Origin of the sequence: Streptomyces sp. ISL-98 (assembly GCF_018614055.1) — a bacterium.
Lineage (GTDB): Bacteria > Actinomycetota > Actinomycetes > Streptomycetales > Streptomycetaceae > Streptomyces > Streptomyces spiramyceticus.
In genome coordinates this window covers 20683-37161 of the sequence record NZ_JAGGPB010000063.1, presented here as the reverse complement: position 1 = coordinate 37161, position 16479 = coordinate 20683, and the positions used below count along the sequence as shown (strand labels likewise).

At 69.2% G+C, this 16479-nt stretch carries 9 protein-coding genes and 5 pseudogenes; 9 read left to right on the top strand and 5 right to left on the bottom strand.

The annotated features are described in order from the left end of the window. Positions 1-130, top strand: a pseudogene (locus J7I98_RS41645) (RNA-guided endonuclease TnpB family protein); the annotation flags it as partial. Positions 131-300: 170 nt separating this feature from the next. On the opposite strand, the pseudogene J7I98_RS33625 reads toward J7I98_RS41645, so the two are convergent. The 5 genes and pseudogenes from J7I98_RS33625 to J7I98_RS33605 all read right to left on the bottom strand — a co-directional run. Further along, a pseudogene (locus tag J7I98_RS33625) lies at positions 301-387 on the bottom strand (IS5/IS1182 family transposase); the annotation flags it as partial. Positions 388-501: 114 nt separating this feature from the next. Next, a pseudogene (locus J7I98_RS33620) lies at positions 502-893 on the bottom strand (transposase); the annotation flags it as partial. Between the two features lie 32 nt (positions 894-925). Beyond that, positions 926-1367, bottom strand: a pseudogene (locus J7I98_RS33615) (N-acetyltransferase family protein). A 126-nt stretch (positions 1368-1493) separates the two neighbouring features. Further along, positions 1494-1814, bottom strand: a pseudogene (locus J7I98_RS33610) (zinc ribbon domain-containing protein); the annotation flags it as partial. Further along, on the bottom strand, positions 1751-1963 hold the full coding sequence (locus J7I98_RS33605; protein ID WP_214928850.1) for a hypothetical protein: 213 nt from the start codon (positions 1961-1963) through the stop codon (positions 1751-1753). The gene J7I98_RS33605 and the pseudogene J7I98_RS33610, both read right to left, overlap by 64 nt. Before the next feature lie 882 nt (positions 1964-2845). Here J7I98_RS33605 and J7I98_RS33600 point away from each other — a divergent pair. The 8 genes from J7I98_RS33600 to J7I98_RS33565 are packed head-to-tail and all read left to right on the top strand — an operon-like array spanning position 2846 to position 16429. Further along, positions 2846-4696, top strand: a complete 1851-nt coding sequence (locus tag J7I98_RS33600; protein WP_214928849.1) for a phage tail sheath C-terminal domain-containing protein — start codon at positions 2846-2848, stop codon at positions 4694-4696. 29 nt (positions 4697-4725) lie between these two features. Next, positions 4726-5250, top strand: a complete 525-nt coding sequence (locus tag J7I98_RS33595; protein ID WP_214928848.1) for a phage tail protein — start codon at positions 4726-4728, stop codon at positions 5248-5250. A gap of 37 nt (positions 5251-5287) precedes the next feature. Further along, positions 5288-6034, top strand: a complete 747-nt coding sequence (locus tag J7I98_RS33590; protein ID WP_214928847.1) for a hypothetical protein — start codon at positions 5288-5290, stop codon at positions 6032-6034. After that, positions 6027-6752: a hypothetical protein gene (locus J7I98_RS33585; RefSeq protein ID WP_214928846.1), complete on the top strand. Its 726-nt coding sequence runs from the start codon at positions 6027-6029 to the stop codon at positions 6750-6752. Before J7I98_RS33590 ends, J7I98_RS33585 begins: the two co-directional genes overlap by 8 nt. A 4-nt stretch (positions 6753-6756) precedes the next feature. After that, positions 6757-7629, top strand: a complete 873-nt coding sequence (locus J7I98_RS33580; protein ID WP_214928845.1) for a DUF4255 domain-containing protein — start codon at positions 6757-6759, stop codon at positions 7627-7629. 33 nt (positions 7630-7662) lie between these two features. Continuing rightward, positions 7663-9705 (top strand): AAA family ATPase, encoded by a 2043-nt coding sequence (locus tag J7I98_RS33575; protein WP_214928844.1) that lies wholly within the window; start codon positions 7663-7665, stop codon positions 9703-9705. Next, positions 9696-10004: a hypothetical protein gene (locus J7I98_RS33570; RefSeq protein WP_214928843.1), complete on the top strand. Its 309-nt coding sequence runs from the start codon at positions 9696-9698 to the stop codon at positions 10002-10004. Before J7I98_RS33575 ends, J7I98_RS33570 begins: the two co-directional genes overlap by 10 nt. Beyond that, complete coding sequence (locus J7I98_RS33565; protein ID WP_214928842.1) at positions 10001-16429, top strand: DUF4157 domain-containing protein; 6429 nt, start codon at positions 10001-10003, stop codon at positions 16427-16429. The genes J7I98_RS33570 and J7I98_RS33565 overlap by 4 nt, the downstream gene beginning before the upstream one ends. Positions 16430-16479 lie beyond the last annotated feature (50 nt).

The following is a 16479-nucleotide window of genomic DNA, read 5'->3' as shown; positions in this document are numbered from 1 at the left end:
CACCGCGTGCGGAGCCGTCTCGCCCAGAGACAAGAACTCCGCACGCGTGATGCTGGTCCGGGCTGGTCTCAACCCGGCTGGTGCTGAGGGCGTAAGACCACCTGGGGCACTGCCCCAGATGGCTGCCTGAGCCAGAAATCCCCGATCAGCCCTGGAAGGTGAGGAACCCCCTCCCCTCAGGGAGGGGAGGTTTCAAACGCGTCCTGTCGCGCTGCGCGGTGCGAACCAGTCGCCGCGGTCCGCCTCGGCCTCCGCGGGCCCGGCGCCCGGCCGGGGCACGCGGAGCGCGCTGAAGGGCGAGCGGTCACCCTCCCGGAGGACGATGAGCATCGTCACCCTCTCCACGAGTGCGTGCGGCAGGTCCAGCGCGCAAGGATACGTAACCAACGAGGCCCTCGGATGGCGAGTTGAGACGTGAGACATCTCGCTCAACACCCGAGGGGCCTCGCCCGTTCTGCCCAAGCAGCCCGTCACCCGATCGGCGACCACCCTGAAAACGCTCTTTGATCCGCTCTTGCCGCGGTCGGTGGGATTCGGTCCCGTCAGAGGTCCTCTCTTGACTGCCCGGACGCTGATTGAGTCGATCGCGCACCGTGACCAGTCCAGCATCCCGCTCGCTCCGAGCTGATCCAGCAGCAGGCGGTGCAGCTTGGCCCAGAACCGGGCTCTCGACCAGTCGGTGAAGCGGCGGTGCACCGTCTGCCATGAGGCGCCGAAGAGGAGGTAGCTGTCGCCAGGTGCAGCCCGACGTGGCTACGAAGATGATCGCGAGCACCCGCGCGGTCATCGCACCTGCGTCGGCCCCCGCCCTGCGGACGCCTCGGTGCTTCCGGCGCCACACGCTGGAACAGCTCCCACGATCCGTCCGGTGCCAGCTGTTCGACTGTCGCCATGCCCGGAGCAACGAGCTCCAGGTCAGTCAGGGTCAGGAAAGCCGCAAGTCGATCCAGGGGATGGTGTCCCCCGGCAGCAGGTATCGCTCGGTCTCGACGAACCCGTGTTTCTGTGCAAACCGCAGACCGTCCTCGTTTGATGACAGGACAACGGTCTCGATCACCCTGGCACCCATCTCCCGCGCCCGGTGGAGCCCACGCGCATAGAGTGCTTCGCCGAATCCCTGTCCCCGGTGAGCGGCAAGCACGCGGGCGATCACTGTCGCCGTCAGCGCGTCGCCCGCCGGCGGGCGCACTGTGCTGCAGCCCACGAGTGCGTCACTGAGATACGCGATCTCCAGGTGGTGGCGCTCGGAACGTTCCCGTACCTCTTCCCAGAGACAGGACGTGGGTGGGGATGATCACGTTGTGGACGTACTGCCAGTCTTTGAGAGTGGCATCGCTGTCAGGTTGTTGGAAGCGAAGGTCAGACATCGCAGCAGGAGACCCGAGTACTCCTCGGACGTCAACTCCTTAGAGTGCGGATCCTCTGAATTGAAACCTCCCCTCCCTGAGGGGAGGGGGTTCCTCACCCTTCAGGGCTGATCGGGGATTTCTGGCTCAGGCAGCCATCTGGGGCAGCGCCCCAGATGGTCTTACGCCCTCAGCACCAGCCGGGTTGAGACCAGCCCGGACCAGCATCACGCGTGCGGAGTTCTTGTCTCTGGACGAGACGGCTCCGCACGCGGTGCAGGCGTAGGTACGTTCCGAAAGAGGTAGTGCGTGCTTGGTTCTCGCTCCGCACGGCGCACAGTCCATGGTGGTGTGCGCGGGATGTACCAGATACACGGCACGTCCGTGCTTACGGGCCTGCTCGATCAGAGCCGTCTTCGTCGCGCTGATCGCGGCGTCGGCTGCTTTGCGGGCCATCTCTTGTCGAGCTGCGCCGGACCGCACGTCCGCTTTTCGATGCCTTCCAACCGGTGCTTGTTCGACAGGTGGGTCTGCTTCGACTTCGCGCAGGACTCGTTCCAGATCCACCGGCACCGGTCCCACTCCGCCATCAGCGCGGCGAGCGGGGTCGACGACACGCGAAGCCTAAAGGTCCACCGGGCATGCCCGGCATCCTCCGTCATCGCTTCTGTCGTCATGAACATCAACCTATCTGGGAAGACTGACAGTTGAGAGCTCTTGATCGTTGTGGGCTTGCTCGCCACCGCGTCAGGTGGACGCCGGATCGCCCTGGCGGCGATCCGGCTTTCCCTGCCCTGCTCCGCAGGAGTCCGATTCCTCCCCGGCCTGAAGGCCGGGGCATCCTCGGAGGAATCAGGTGACGCGTCGGGGCAACGAACGGGGACAGGCGGCCTCGGCTGCGGTTCCGGCCTTCCCGTACGCCGCCGAGAAGGTCCGCCAGCCGTGTCCGGCGGAGCGGGTTGCCCGACGCAGGGGGACGGCCTGGTCGTATCCACATCGCACTCCTGGCCGGGTTCCGTCGCTGACTGAGCATCAAGAACCTTGTGAGAAAGGCACGTTCGACCCGGAGCGGTCGGGATGAAGGGGTCAACTCTCGCCAACCGGACACAAGGCGGCGCGCCGGGGCGCGTCTCATTCGGCTTGATTCAAACTCAGGATCGAACTTTCCTGTGAAGCGATCGTGAATTCATCTTCATATTCTATCGCCGATATCCCTCTGACCACGCCAAATTCGCCCGACCGACCCCACACTCAATGATCAACGAATGACTGAATCGATCCCTTGACCGGCCCTTGAGATGCAAACGAGACTCCCCTGAGGCACTCATGCATCAGGAGCCACAAGCGCATGCGCATACGGATGGCCCTGAGACCGATATCGCACGGGGTGTGTGGCGGGGGAATCAATGGACGGGGGCGCGTATGCACACTCGACGCATGCACACATCCCCTTTACTTCCCCTCCTCATCTCTTGGTGCGCGAAGGGAATGGAGGGGGAATGCCGGCGCATATGGGCTATCCCGGCGTATATATCGAAGAACTTCCCAGCAGCATCCGTACCATCGCCTCCGTCACCACCTCGGTGACCGCGTTCGTGGGGCACACCCGCCGGGGTCCGCTCAATCAACCGGTGCGGGTGACGAGCTTCGCGGACTTCGAGCGCCGCTTCGGCGGGCTCACCTCCCGGAGCGCCGTCAGCTATGCGGTGCACCAGTTCTTCGGCAACGGCGGCACGGTCGCGGTGATCGTCCGCGTGGCCAAGGCCGGCACTGGCGAAGAGGCCTGCGTCACGCTCAACTCCACCGAGGGACACAGCGAGTGCCCGGTGCTTGAGGTGCACGCCAAGGAGCCCGGCGTCTGGGGCTCCGGGCTGCGGGTGGCCGTCGACCACGACACACCCGCCCCCGACAAAACGTTCAACCTTCAGATCCTCGACGCGCGAGGCGGGGCCCGCGAGTCCTTCACCGGGCTGTCGATGAACGCCGACCACGGCCGCTTCGTCGAGACGGTCGTCAACGCGGGTTCCTCCCTGGTCCGGGTGAAGGTCCTCGACGAGGACCGGCCGGACCCCTCCGGCACCGTCTCCAAGCCTTTCTCAGCCGAACTGCCCGATCTGAACGTCGAGTTGAGGGTCAAGGTCGGCGATGTGGAGCGCGAGTTCACGCTCTACGAGCCCGACCGCGACGGCGAGCCGCCGGCCGGCGTCACCGAGCTTGCCCTCCTGCTGGAGCGCAAGCTGCGCGCACTGCCCGACGCCCCCGGCAAGCACGCCTTCGCGGGGGCCGAGGTCACCGCCTTCGGGCGGCGGCTCCAGGTCGTCGCCGGGTCCGTCGACCCCGACGACGTGGTGCGCTTCATCGGCGAGTGCGCCAACGACCTGGGTCTGGAGACCTCGGTCAACCCGCCGGTCTTCCCGCTCAAGGGCGGCAAGGACGGCGACCCGCCCGGGCCGCGCGACCTCGTCGGCAGCGAGGCCCGCAAGACGGGTGTGCAGGCACTGCGCGACGTGGACGACGTCAACCTGCTGTCCCTGCCCGAGCTTTCGGCGTACGAGTCCACCGAGGACATGGTCACCGTGCTCTCCGCCGCCGAGCAACTGTGCCGGGAGCGGCGGATCTTCCTGCTCGTGGACTCGCCCTCGACGTGGGGCAGCGTGGACGCGGCGCGGGCCGGGATCGGCGCGTTCGAACCCGTACGCAGCAATCACGCGGGACTGTATTTCCCGCATCTGCAGCTCACCGACCCGCTCACGGGCCGGCTGCGGTCCTTCCCGCCGTCCGGCGCCATCGCCGGTGTCATCGCCCGTACGGACGGTGAGCGCGGTGTGTGGAAGGCGCCGGCCGGGACCGAGGCGCGGCTGGCCGGTGTGCGGTCGCTGACGGTCAAGCTGACCGACCGGGAGAACGGGCTGCTCAACCCGCTGGGCGTGAACTGCCTGCGCACGTTCCCGGTGATCGGTCCGCTGGTGTGGGGCGCGCGCACGCTGGAGGGCGCGGACGCGCTCGACAGCGAGTGGAAGTACGTACCGGTGCGCCGGCTCGCCCTCCATGTCGAGGAGAGCCTCCACCGCGGTCTGCAGTGGGTCGTCTTCGAGCCCAACAACGAGCAGCTGTGGCAGCAGATCCGGCTGAAGGCCTCGGCATACCTCAACGACCTGTTCCGGCAGGGGGCGTTCAAGGGCGGCACGCCGCGCGAGGCGTACTTCGTCAAGTGCGACAAGGACACCACCACCGACGCCGACATCGATGCCGGAGTGGTCAACGTCGTGATCGGTATCGCACCGGTCAAGCCTGCGGAGTTCGTGATCGTAAAGATCCAGCAGGTCGCCGGGCAGTTCGACCTCTCGTAACCCAAGGAAAAGGAACACGAAGGAAACCGATGGCTGAGTTCCAGATAAACGCCCATCGCTTCGACCCCTACAAGAATTTCAAGTTCCTGGTCCTCTGGGACGGTCGAACGGTCGCGGGCATCAGCAAGATCAGTCCTCTGAAGCGCACCACCGAGGTGGTCAAGCACCGCCACGGCGGTGACCCGAGCTCGCCGCGCAAATCGCCCGGCCGCTCGGAGTTCGAGGGTGTCACGCTCGAGCGCGGCGTCACCCACGACCCTGAGTTCGACCGCTGGGCCAACAAGGTCTGGCAGATCGGCGCGGGCCTCGGCTCGGAGGTCTCGCTGCGCGACTTCCGCAAGGACATCATCATCCAGGTCCTCAACGAGGCCGGGCAGGTGGCCGTCTCGCACAAGCTCTACCGCGCCTGGGTGAGCGAGTACCAGGTGCTCGGCGAGCTGGACGCCAACGCCAACGCCGTCGCCATCCAGAGCGTCAAGCTCGAATGCGAGGGCTGGGAACGGGACTACGAGGTGGAGGAGCCGGTGGAGCCCTCGTTCACCCATCCGGCCTGAGAGCCGCCGCACCAGCGCACCACCGGAGGAATGAGGGATGACGCCGACGGGGCCTGCCGAGCTGCTCGCCACCTGGGAGGCCGGGCTGGCGACGCATGACTCGGGACGGTCTCTGCTGCTGCACCGGGCGGCACGCCCGGGGGCCGGCACCGACGAACTGCTGTCGATGCCGGTCGGCGAGCGGGAGGCGGACCTGTTCGCGCTGCGCCGGGCGCTGTTCGGCGAGCGCATGCAGGTATGTGTCGAGTGCGCGGCGTGCGGCGAGGCCATGGAGTTCGACCTCGACGCGACGCTGCTGGGCTCCCGGACGCGGACACCGGACGGGCCGCTGCGAGTGGAGGAGGGCGAATGGGTGGTCGAGTTCCGGCTGCCCACCGTCGCCGACCTCGCGGCGGCCGGTGCCGTACCGGATCCGCAGGAGGCGCGCCGGCTGCTCGTGGCGCGCTGCACGGTGTCGGCCGTACGGGGCGGGGTGGCCGTTCCCCCGGAACGGCTGGCCGGCCTCCTGCCGGAGCGGGTGGAGCAACAGCTCGCCGAGACGGCCGAGGAGGCCGACCCGGCAGCCGATGTGACGCTGAACGTCGCCTGCCCCGAATGCGGTGAGGCCACCCCGGCCGAACTGGATATCACCTCCTATCTGTGGACCGAACTGGACACCTGGGCCCGGGACTTGATGCTCGATGTCCATCTGCTCGCCACCGCCTACGGGTGGAGCGAGCCGGAGATTCTGGCGCTCAGCCCGCTGCGGCGTCGTTACTACCTGGAGCTGTGCGCAGATGCCTGACTACTTCGACCGGCTGCTCGCCCGGTACGCGCCGGTGCCCGCGGCCGGCGGCGCCGGTGGCGCGGCGCGGGTGCGGCCGCGGCTGCCCGGCCCGTTCGAGCGGGTCGAGGCGCTGCGGAGCGGCCCGCAGGAGCCCGACGAGCCTGCGGCGCTGATCCCGTCCGCGCCCGGGCCCGCTTTCGGACCGGCCGAGTTGGTCCGGTACGAGCGCGAGGTGCGGACCGACCACCACACCGTCGTACGGACCGAGACGGCACGGCCCGGCGAGCCCGAGCGGCCCGCGCCGCGGGTCGCGCCGGAGACCGGTCCGCTGCTGCGGCCTGCGGCGAACCCCGCTCCGGGCCCGCGTCCGGCCACGTCCGACGGCCCGCGCGCGTCCCGGCGTTCAGCGACGCCCGCCGCGTCCGAGTCGCCGCGGAATGTGCCCACGGCCACGCCGCGCGCCGCGGATCCCGCTCCTGTGGCTGCCGTCTCCCCGGCACTGTCGCGCCGCGCTGACACGGCCACCGCCCGTGGTGCCGCGCTGAACGGGGTGGGACGGCGCGCGCCCAAGCCTGCCGAGCGGGTCGTGCACGTACAGATCGGCCGGCTCGAGGTGAGCGCCGCCCCGCCGCCCGGCGCAGGCCGCCCCGCGACCGGCCGCCCCGACCACACCGGACGGCGCGCGCCCGCACTGACTCTGGACGACTACCTGTCGCGCGGCGAGAAGAGGAACTGAGGTCATGAGCAACGCACTTGCCGTCGCGACGGTCACCCAGGCCCTGGCCCTGCTCATCGAGAACAATCTGGGGCCGGAGACGGACATCGCGGTCAAGGTCGAGACCCGTAAACCGCCGGCCGAACCGCCGGCCGAACCGACCATCAACGTCTTCCTCTACCAGGTCACACCGAACGCCTCGATGCGCCACAACGACCTGCCGACACGGGCCTCGGACGGCACGCTGCTCAAGCGTCCTGCCGCGCCGCTGGATCTGCACTACCTGATCAGCGCGTACGGCGAGGAGTCGGAGCTCGTCGGGCAGCGGCTGATCGGGTGCGTGGTACGGACGCTCCATGAAATCCCGGTGCTGCCGAAGGACATGATCGAGCTCGCCGCCGAGCGTCCGTATCTGGCGGGCAGCGATCTGGCCGAGTCGCCTCAGAAGGTGCGCTTCACGCCGACCGTGATGGACATCGACGAGACGTCCAAGCTCTGGGGGATGCTGCACCAGACGCCGTACACCCTGTCGGTGGCGTACCAGGCGTCGCTGGTCCTGATCGAGGGCCGCGAGAAGCCGGTCCCGGCGAAGCCGGTGGAGCGGCGGACGGTACAGGTGCTGCCGTTCGGGGCGCCGGGCGCGCCGGTGCCGCCGGGGAGTACGCCGCCGGTGGAGGCGCCGGGCGAGGAACCGGTCGAGGAACCGGCGCGCGCCGCGGCCGCACCGGCGCCCTCGGCCACCGAACCCGCGAAGAAACGCGCCGCGTCCAGGGCGACTGCTGCCAGGACGGCGGCCAAGCGGGCCGTGCCCGCCTCCCGTACCCGGAAGGGCTCCGGCGGGGGCGAAGACGGCGCGGGCGGGGACGGCAAGAGCAACACCAACGGCAAGGAGAGCTGAGGCACGGTGCGCAACACGGGGGCGGGTGAGGGTATGGGCACGTACGAGGGGGCAGGTCAGGGCACGACCGCGGACGGCCGGGCGCTGGCCGCGGCGGTACGCTCCGTCCTCGCGCGCATCGACGCCCATGCGCAGCGCGCGCAGCACCGGACCGGGCCCGGCGACGGTGAGGCGCCCACCGGAACCGACGCGGGCCCCGAGCAGGCGCGTGCTCACTCCGGCGCGCCCGAACTCACCAGCGCCCGCGGGCCCGCGCCGGCCCCTTCCGGTCCCGTCGGCCCCGCCACGCTCGACGCGCTCGTCGCTTGCTTCGGGCTCAGCCCCTTCGAGCGCGATGTGGTCCTGCTCGCCGCCGCGGCGGAGCTGGACCCGACCACCGGCGGCCGCTGCGCCGCCGCGAGCGGCGACCCGGAGCGGGCGCATCCGACGTTCTCCCTCGCCCTGGCCGCGCTCGCCGGTCCGCACTGGAGCGCGTTGACGCCCGTCGCTCCGCTGCGCCGCTGGCGGCTGATCGAGCTGGACGACGAGACCCGGCTGACCACTTCCCGGCTGCGGCTCGACGAGCGCATCCTGCACTTCCTGGTCGGCTCGCCGTATCTGGACTCCCGGCTGCACGGGCTGCTGCGCCGCACGACCGTGCCCGACTCCCTTCCCGCTTCGTACGACCTGGCGGCGAGCCGGGTCGCCGCGGGCTGGGCGGGCGCCGGGCTGCACGCCCCGCTCCGCGTCGAGCTGGTCGGCGGCGATCTGCGCTCCCGCGCGGACATCGCCGCCGCGGCGGCCCGCCGCTCCGGTCTCGGCCTGTACGCGATGGCCGCCGACGACACGCCCACCGACCCGGCCGAGCGCGACCGGCTGGCTCGGCTGTGGCAGCGCGAGGCGATCCTGCTGCCGGCCGCGCTGCTGGTGGAGGTCGGCGAACTGGACCGTGAACAGGCCGCTGCCACCGACGCGTTCATCGAGAGCGCGGCGGTGCCGTTGGTCGTCTCCAGCCTGGATCCACGGCAGACGGCCCGGCCGCGCGGCGAGCGGGTCACCGTACCGGCGCTGGACACCGAGGAGCAGCTGGGTGTGTGGGCGGACGCCTTCGAGGCCGTACCGGAGGTGTCCGAGGAGGACCTGAAGGATCTCGTCGAGCAGTTCTCGCTGCCACCGCATCTGATCAGGTCCGCCGGCGCGACCGTCGTACGCGATCTGCCCGGTGAGGACGAGCTGGACGCCACCGGGCTGGCCTGGCGGGCCGGGCTCACCGAGGCCCGGATGGGCATGGACGAGCTGGGTCGGCGGATCGAGCCGCAGGCCGGCTGGGGTGATCTGGTACTGGCGGAACGGCAGTTGAGGGTCCTGCGCGAGATCGTCGCGCACGTGCGTCAGCGGGCGACGGTCTACCAGGAGTGGGGTTTCGCGGCGACGCTGCGCCGGGGGCTGGGTGTCACAGCGCTGTTCGCGGGCGGTTCCGGCACCGGCAAGACCCTCGCCGCCGAGGTGATGGCGAAGGAGCTGGGGCTGGATCTGTTCATCATCGATCTGTCCCAGGTGGTCAGCAAGTACATCGGTGAGACCGAGAAGAACCTGCGCAAGGTCTTCGACGCGGCCGAGCGCGGCGGCGCGCTGCTGCTGTTCGACGAGGCGGACGCGCTGTTCGGCAAGCGCAGTGAGGTCAAGGACAGCCATGACCGGTACGCCAACCTCGAGGTCAGCTATCTGCTGATGCGGATGGAGGCGTACCGGGGTCTGGCGATCCTCACGACGAATATGAAGCAGGCCCTGGACACGGCGTTCATGCGCCGGATCCGCTTCGTGGTCGACTTCCCCTTCCCCGGCGAGAGCGAGCGCGCCGAGATCTGGCGGCGGGTGCTGCCCGACCGGGCGCCGATGAAGGGCATCGACCCGGAGCAGCTGGCCCGGCTGACGGTGGCGGGCGGCTCGATCCGCAATATCGCGCTGTCGGGCGCCTTCCTCGCCGCCGAGGAGGGGGACCGGCTCCAGATGCGTCACATGCTGGAGGCGGCGCGCACCGAATACCTCAAGCTGGACCGCTCCTTGACGCCGTCGGAGGTCCACGGATGGGTCTGAACGAGCAACCGCGCACGGTGCGGAACGAGGCACCGCGCACGGTGCGGGTGGACATCGGCGAGCTGGTGCTCGACGGCTTCGAGCGGCTCGACCCCGACCGGGTGTCGGCCGCCTTCGAGGCGGAGCTGGCCCGGCTCGTACGGGAGCGGGGGGTGCCGCTGGCCGCGGACGGCGGCCGGGCGCTGGACGCCCTGTCCGGGCTGCCGCCACTGCCGGCCACCACCTCGCCGGGGCGGCTCGGTGAGGCGCTGGCGCGTGCGGTGCACGCGGGTCTTTCGGGACGGGGGGAGTCGCGATGAGTACGTCCCATGCTTCCGCCCAGGACGCCCAGTCGGCGCAGGCCGAGCGGCGGCGCAAGCGCAAGGAGCGGGCCAAGTCCCGTACGCCGGAGCCGAAGAACATCGTCAGCGGGGCCGGGCAGCCGCTGGATCTGAGCGTGCGGCGGGAGCTGGAAGAGCAGCTCGGCCACGATTTCAGCCGGGTGCGGCTGCACACCGACCGGGACGCGGGCACGCTCACGGACATGCTGGGCGCGGACGCGGTCGCGGTCGGTCAGGACATCTTCTTCCGCGAGGGCGCCTACCGTCCGGGCACGGCGGACGGGCAGCGGCTGCTCGCCCATGAGCTGCTGCACACGGTGCAGAGCCCGGACGGTCTGGGGGCTTTGCGCGCGGGACGCGACCTGGGCGCGGTGAGTCTGCCGCAGCAGGCGATGGAGCGCGAGGCGGAGTCGGCGGCGCAGGCTGTCGTACGGGACGGGGAGCAGGCCCCGGAGGTGGAGCCGGACCAGGCGACGCCCGGCTGGCTGCGGTACGCAATGGTCGACGCCGACCGCAACCGTATGGAGCTGCTGGACCCCGCGACGCTGGTGGACCGGCTGGCGAACGGCGTGGTGCGCTCGCTGCGCGGCGACCCGGCGGACCTGTCGGGGCGGGTGCGCCTCCAACTCGCCCGCATGTCACCCCAGTTGCAGGATTCCGTGCTGGACCGGCTGGAGGTGCGGCTGCTCTCGAACGAGTACGACCGCGTGCTCGACCTCGCCGAGGCGGCGGATGTCCTGCCGGTGGACCTCCAGCCGGCCGAGGTGCCCGAGCCCGAGACCGACCTCTTCGAGCTGCTGGGTGTCGAGCGCACCCAGTGGAAGCACAAGGAGGAGAGCAAGCAGGGCTCGAAGGACAAACAGGCCGAGGACTCCCGCGGGGAACAGAAGGACGCCAGGGCGCGGGACGAGAAGCGCGGCGGCGAGCAGAGCAGGGCGCAGTCGGACGCGGCAGCCGAGAAGGCCGAGGCCGCGCAGCGCACCGAGCAGGAGGACGAGCGCGCCCAGGCCCGGCAGCAGGCGTCGCAGGAGCAGCAGCAGGAAGAGGAGAAGCAGGGCCAGGACCGCGAGCGGGTCGACGAGGCCGCCAACGAGCGCGCGCAGGGCCAGGCGGACGGCGCCGAGCAGGCCAAGGAGGAACGCAAGGAGCAGCGCGACCGGGAGGAACAGGACCCGGAGCAGGCCAACGCCCCCGGCGCCGACAAGCGCAAGCGCAAGGACGACGCGAAGAAGCCCGCGGACGGCTCGAAGCAGGAGAACCTCGACCCGAAGGCGAAGGGCCAGCCCGGTCCCGTACGCCCGGAGAAGGTGGACGAGCGGGCGGAGCAGCGGGACAGCGCGCTGTCCGAGCACGGCCTGCACGAGAAGGACGAGGACGAGGACGAACCGCGCGAGGAGGAGAAGCCGCTCGGGCTCGAGGCGGGCGCGGACAACGAGATCGGCGGCGAGCAGGACGGCGACCGGGACAAGGGCGGTGCGGCCAAGGGCGGGCCGGAGCTGAAGCCCGAGGACCATCTGCCCGACGCCGACCTGGACCTCTCCTCCGTACCGACCGCCGACCGCATCACACCTGGCGCCGCGGAACCGTCCGTCCCCACCTTCCCCACGCCGCCGCCGACGAAGGCGGAACGGATCGAGCAGCAGCGCGAGACCGAGGCACACGAGGAGGACGCGGACGGCACCGGTCCCGAGGCGAAGGCTCCGGGCGAGGACGAGGGCCCCGTCGAGGGCGAGGCGCCGAAGCCCGAGGGCGGGCCGGCGGCGCAGGCCGAGGACCGAAGCGCCAAGGACCTTCAGCCGGAGAAGCCGACCGACCAGGAGGTCGGCCCCGACCCGGAGACCACGGAGAAGGACCAGCAGGAGCCCGAGGCCGAGAAGCAGGCCGCCGCCGAGCAGCAGGAGCAGGACGACAGGGCCGAGGGTTCCGGCGACGGCGAGGAGAAGCCGGACGCCAAGGATGCGCAGGATGAGCAGCGCGAGCTGAAGGAGCGCGGGCAGCAGGAGGAGCGGGGCGGCCAGGGGCAGGGCGCTGCCTCGGACAAGACCGCTGCCGTTGCTTCGGGTCCGGACGCCTCACCCGGCCCTGCGGCGATGCGCCCCGCGGGTGCGCAGACGCAGAAGGCGCCGGTCGAGGACCGCAACCCCTCCCCCGCCGCACGGCGGGACGCCGAGCCGCCCAAGTCCGAGCGGGAAGCCGCCGGGCCCAAGAGCCGGATCCCGAAGGAGAGCGGCCCCGGTGCGGCCCCCCGTGGCTCGGTCGGCGCCGCCGAACAGGCCGGTCCGACGACGGCGGCGGGCCCCGGAGCAGCGCCTTCCGCAGCCCAGGCTGCCGTCAGCCCGGCGGGCGAACAGGCCGCGAGCCCCGGCAAGATGGGCGCGCCGGCACCGGAAGGCGCCCAGGCCGCTCCCGAGGCGTCGCTGGAGAAGGACGGCGGTGGCTGCGCCCCGCCGGAACCCGCGGCGGAGAAGGAAGAAGGCGGCGGTAGCTGCAGCGGCGGGGGCGGTGGTGCGGCCCCCGAGGAGAAGCAGCAGGAGCCGCCGGACGTCTCGGGCCAGGACCCGAAGGCCGCCATCGGCACGGTCAGCAAGCTCGCACCGGACCAGGCCGCCGCCGCGATGCCCGGTGTGGACGCGGCCGCGGACAAGAAGGTCGGCGAGGAACAGCAGCGGCTGGACGCGAACCCGCCCAAGCGGGAGCGCCCTTCGGGTGCGCCGCGCACCCGGTCGGGCCCGCCCGAGGCAGCCGCTCCTGCCGCCCAGGTGACGGGCAAGGTCGAGAAGCTGGGGCCCGAGGGCCAGAGCGAGAAGCAGAAGGCCAAGGGCAGCGAGAAGGCGGAGGGTGCGAAGCCCACCGACAACACTCCCCCGCCGCCGGCCCCGGTGGCGGACAAGCTGACCGCGGAAGAGGCGAAGAACGTCGACGCCGCGGCCAACGCGGTCCCGACCGTCGACCCGGAGCTGCAGAACAAGACGGTGGGGCCCGCCCCCAAGATCAAGCTGGAGGGCGAGAGCGACCCCAAGCGCACGGACGACCAGGCCAAGGCGCTCAAGGAGAAGCAGTCCGACATCCAGGGCACGGGCCGTGAGGACGCGGCCAAGCCGATGGGTGAGGACCAGATCTTCCCCGACGCGCCCCAGGAGCAGCTGGTCGGCAAGGCCGCGGGTCGCGCCGCCGGGAAGGGCGGCGGGCTGAAGGCCGGGTCCACGCCCAAGCCCGGCGTCGGCGCGGTCGCCAAGCAGGAGCGCGGCAGCGAGATCCAGGGCGCCGCGGGCCAGGCACAGGGCGACCTGGTCGCCAAGGAGAAGGACCAGAAGCAGGGCGAGCAGCAGGCCAAGCAGGAGAAGCAGACCGAGATCGACCGCGAGGTCACCCAGAACGCGGAGAAGCAGACGGCCGAGCGCGGCCGGGCGGCGGATGGGGCTCAGCGCGAGCGTGAGAGCTGGCGCAATGAGCAGGACAAGAAGATCGAGGACGCGGACAAGAAGTCCGAGAAGGAACACGGCGAGAAGAACAAGGAGATCGTCAAGGCCCGCGACGACAAGGACAAGGAGGTCAGTGACCGCAAGGACAACGACAACAAGCAGATAGACACGGAACGCGAGAAGGCAGAGAAGGAGGCCGAGAAGAAGAAGGAGGAGGAGAAGCCTTCCGGAGGCTTCTTCGGGTGGGTGGCCGACAAGGTGAAGAGCGCCTTCAACGCCATCCTCGACGCGGTCACCAAGGTCTTCGATGCGGCGCGCAAGCTCGTCAACGGCATCATCGACACGTTCAAGGAGTGGGCCAACAAGGCCATCGACTTCGTACGTGACCTCGCCATCAAGGCGATCAACGTGCTGGCGGACGCGCTGATCGCCATCGGTGACGTACTGCTCGCGGCATTCCCGGAATTACGTGACAAGTTCCGCAAGGCGATCGAGGGCTTGCGCGACAAGGCGATCGCCGGGGTCAACGCGCTGGCGGACGGCCTGAAGAAGGCGGTCAACGCGCTGCTGGACGCACTGGCCGCAGGCCTGAACAAACTTCTCGACGTCCTTGAGGCGGGCATCAAGGCCGTCATCAAGATCTACCAGGCGGTCATCCTCGGCGCGATCAAGTTCGCCCAGGCGGCGATCGAGGCGCTGGGCAAGTTCGCGGCTTTGATCGCCGATATCGCACCGGACCCGGGCGGCTGGATCAGCAAGGCGGGCAGCTCGGCGAAGGCGGGCATCACTGATCACCTCTGGGGCGCGATCAAGACGGGCGTCAAGCGGTGGTTCGACACAAAGGTCGAGGGGATCCTCGGCCTCGGCAAGGCCGTGATCAATGTCCTGGTGAAGGGCTGCGTCTCGATCAAGCAGATCGGGAAGATGGCGTGGGACGCGATCATCGCGTCGCTGCCGATGATGATCGCGTCGATCGTCATCGAGAAGGTCGTCTCGATGATCGTCCCCGCGGCGGGCGCGATCCTCACAATCGTTCAGGGCCTGATGGCTGCCTGGCAGAGCATCAGCTCGATTCTCTCCGCATTCAGCAAGTTCTGGGCCTACTTGAAGGCGGTCAAGGCCGGCCCGGCGGCCTGCCTCTTCGCCGAGGCGGTGGCGGCGGGCATCGTCGCGCTGCTCGACTTCATCGCCAACTTCCTGATGATCCGCCTTGCGGGCGCGACGAAGGGCGTGGGCAAGCGCCTCAAGACGATGGCCGAGAAGATCATGAAGGGCCTGAAGAAGACGGGCAAGGGCGCGAAGCAGGCGGCGGGCGACGCGGTCAACAAGGCGCGGGGCGCGGTGCGCAACGCGACGCAGGCCTTGCGCAAGCCGCCGGTGGCTCCGAAGCCTTCCCCGAGCCCGAAGGCTCCGCCGAAGGCGAAGGACGCGGCGACGCCGAAGTCACCGGCGAAGCCGACGCCGGCAAAGCCGAAGGACACGACGTCGGGCCCGGCCAAGGACAAGACCCCCGACAAGTCCCCGGGCCAGAAGGACACGACGCCCGAGACACCCAAGAAGAAGAAAGAGATCGAGGGCCCCAAGCCGACGAAACCCAAGAAGCCGAAGTCTCCTGCGGGCGAGGCACTCGCCAAGGCGAAGTCGGCGGTCAAGTCGGCGCTGAAGAAGGTCCGCAACGCGGGGAAGACGCTGGGCAAGAAGCTCAAGAAGAGCAAGCCGGGCAAGGCGTTGAAGAACAGCGCGTCGAAGCTGCGCAACGTCTTCAAGAAGAAGCGTGACCGGCTACGCGACAACAAGAAGAACCAGCAACACCAGAAGAGGCAGAACCAGGACAAGCGCAAGAGGGACGAGAAGTCCAAAGAGTCCAAGCTGGAGCGGCTGCAAAAGATCATCGCGCGAATACGCCCCAAGATCCGCGGACTGCTGCGCCGCGGCATCGACGGGGTTGCGTTCCGCTCCCTGCTGGCCGGGATACGGGCCTGGTACCGCCTCTCCAAGCTGACGACGCAGGGCCGTCCGGACTTTGCCATCACCGCCGCCGTCAACCCAGAACAGACTTTCCAACAGGGGGTGTGGGACGACCAGGTCGCCTATCTGACGCTTGAGGACGGTTACGAGTCGTTCGACATCAAAGATGAGAGCGCAAAGCTCCGAGCAGCCATCGCTGCCAGGTTCCGCACCATGCCCCCGGACGCGGACATTCACGCGATCAAGAAGATGTGCAGCGAGGTCGCTAAATATCCCCTGCTCAAGCGCGGGGAACGCCTCAAGTGGGATGACCACCAGGACTCACATCTGGTCTCACTGGTCCGTCCCGACAAGAACGGTCCGTCCGGACTGGGAATGTTCAGGCGGAATGGTGGACGGTACGAAGAGCAAGCCAGAGTAAAAAACCAGGCCCCCGACCAGAAGGTCGTCAAGGGACCAGGCGGTCAGTTCGTTCTGGACGCCGCAAACCAACTTGTCCCCCGATACCTACGGCGAAACATCACACCGGCAGACCTCGAGCGCCTCAACAACGAGGATGACCTGGTATCGAGCAAAGAGGGAGAGAAAAAGAACAAAGGAAAGAAGAGCAAGCGGAACAACAACCCCCTGCGGAAGCCGAACCGTGCTGCCAAGAGCCCCGCAGACCACGCCGCAGGAGGCTACCCGTCTCCCTACATATCCGCGTCGAAGCAGCTCGATGGAGACATCACCGACCCCAACGGATACCAAATCGGCGGCGAGGAAGGAAGGGAGCTGAAAACACCCGAAAACGAACCGCAGAGGGTCGGCAGCGGGATCATACTCATAGATTTGGCACAGATATCCCGAGGAGACATTTTCGACCTGACCTCGCGGCGCGGCCAAAGGACATGGGAACTGCATAACGCAGTCACCGGAAACCACATGCTGGACGTAGTGGAGGATGTCATTCGCACCCAGGAGGTGGTCATTCGAAGGAAAATCCCCTTCGACGCTATCGCGAAGATCGGATAGGGTTGACGGTCGAGCACCGAGGCACATCGGAAGAGAGCAGGCAGGTCATT

Bases quoted from the DNA above. Each gene is read 5' to 3' on its own strand.
- J7I98_RS33570 (WP_214928843.1), top strand. From the start codon at position 9,696: ATGGGTCTGAACGAGCAACCGCGCACGGTGCGGAACGAGGCACCGCGC.
- J7I98_RS33580 (WP_214928845.1), top strand. From the start codon at position 6,757: ATGAGCAACGCACTTGCCGTCGCGACGGTCACCCAGGCCCTGGCCCTG.
- J7I98_RS33565 (WP_214928842.1), top strand. From the start codon at position 10,001: ATGAGTACGTCCCATGCTTCCGCCCAGGACGCCCAGTCGGCGCAGGCC.
- J7I98_RS33575 (WP_214928844.1), top strand. From the start codon at position 7,663: ATGGGCACGTACGAGGGGGCAGGTCAGGGCACGACCGCGGACGGCCGG.
- J7I98_RS33595 (WP_214928848.1), top strand. From the start codon at position 4,726: ATGGCTGAGTTCCAGATAAACGCCCATCGCTTCGACCCCTACAAGAAT.
- J7I98_RS33590 (WP_214928847.1), top strand. From the start codon at position 5,288: ATGACGCCGACGGGGCCTGCCGAGCTGCTCGCCACCTGGGAGGCCGGG.
- J7I98_RS33600 (WP_214928849.1), top strand. From the start codon at position 2,846: ATGCCGGCGCATATGGGCTATCCCGGCGTATATATCGAAGAACTTCCC.
- J7I98_RS33585 (WP_214928846.1), top strand. From the start codon at position 6,027: ATGCCTGACTACTTCGACCGGCTGCTCGCCCGGTACGCGCCGGTGCCC.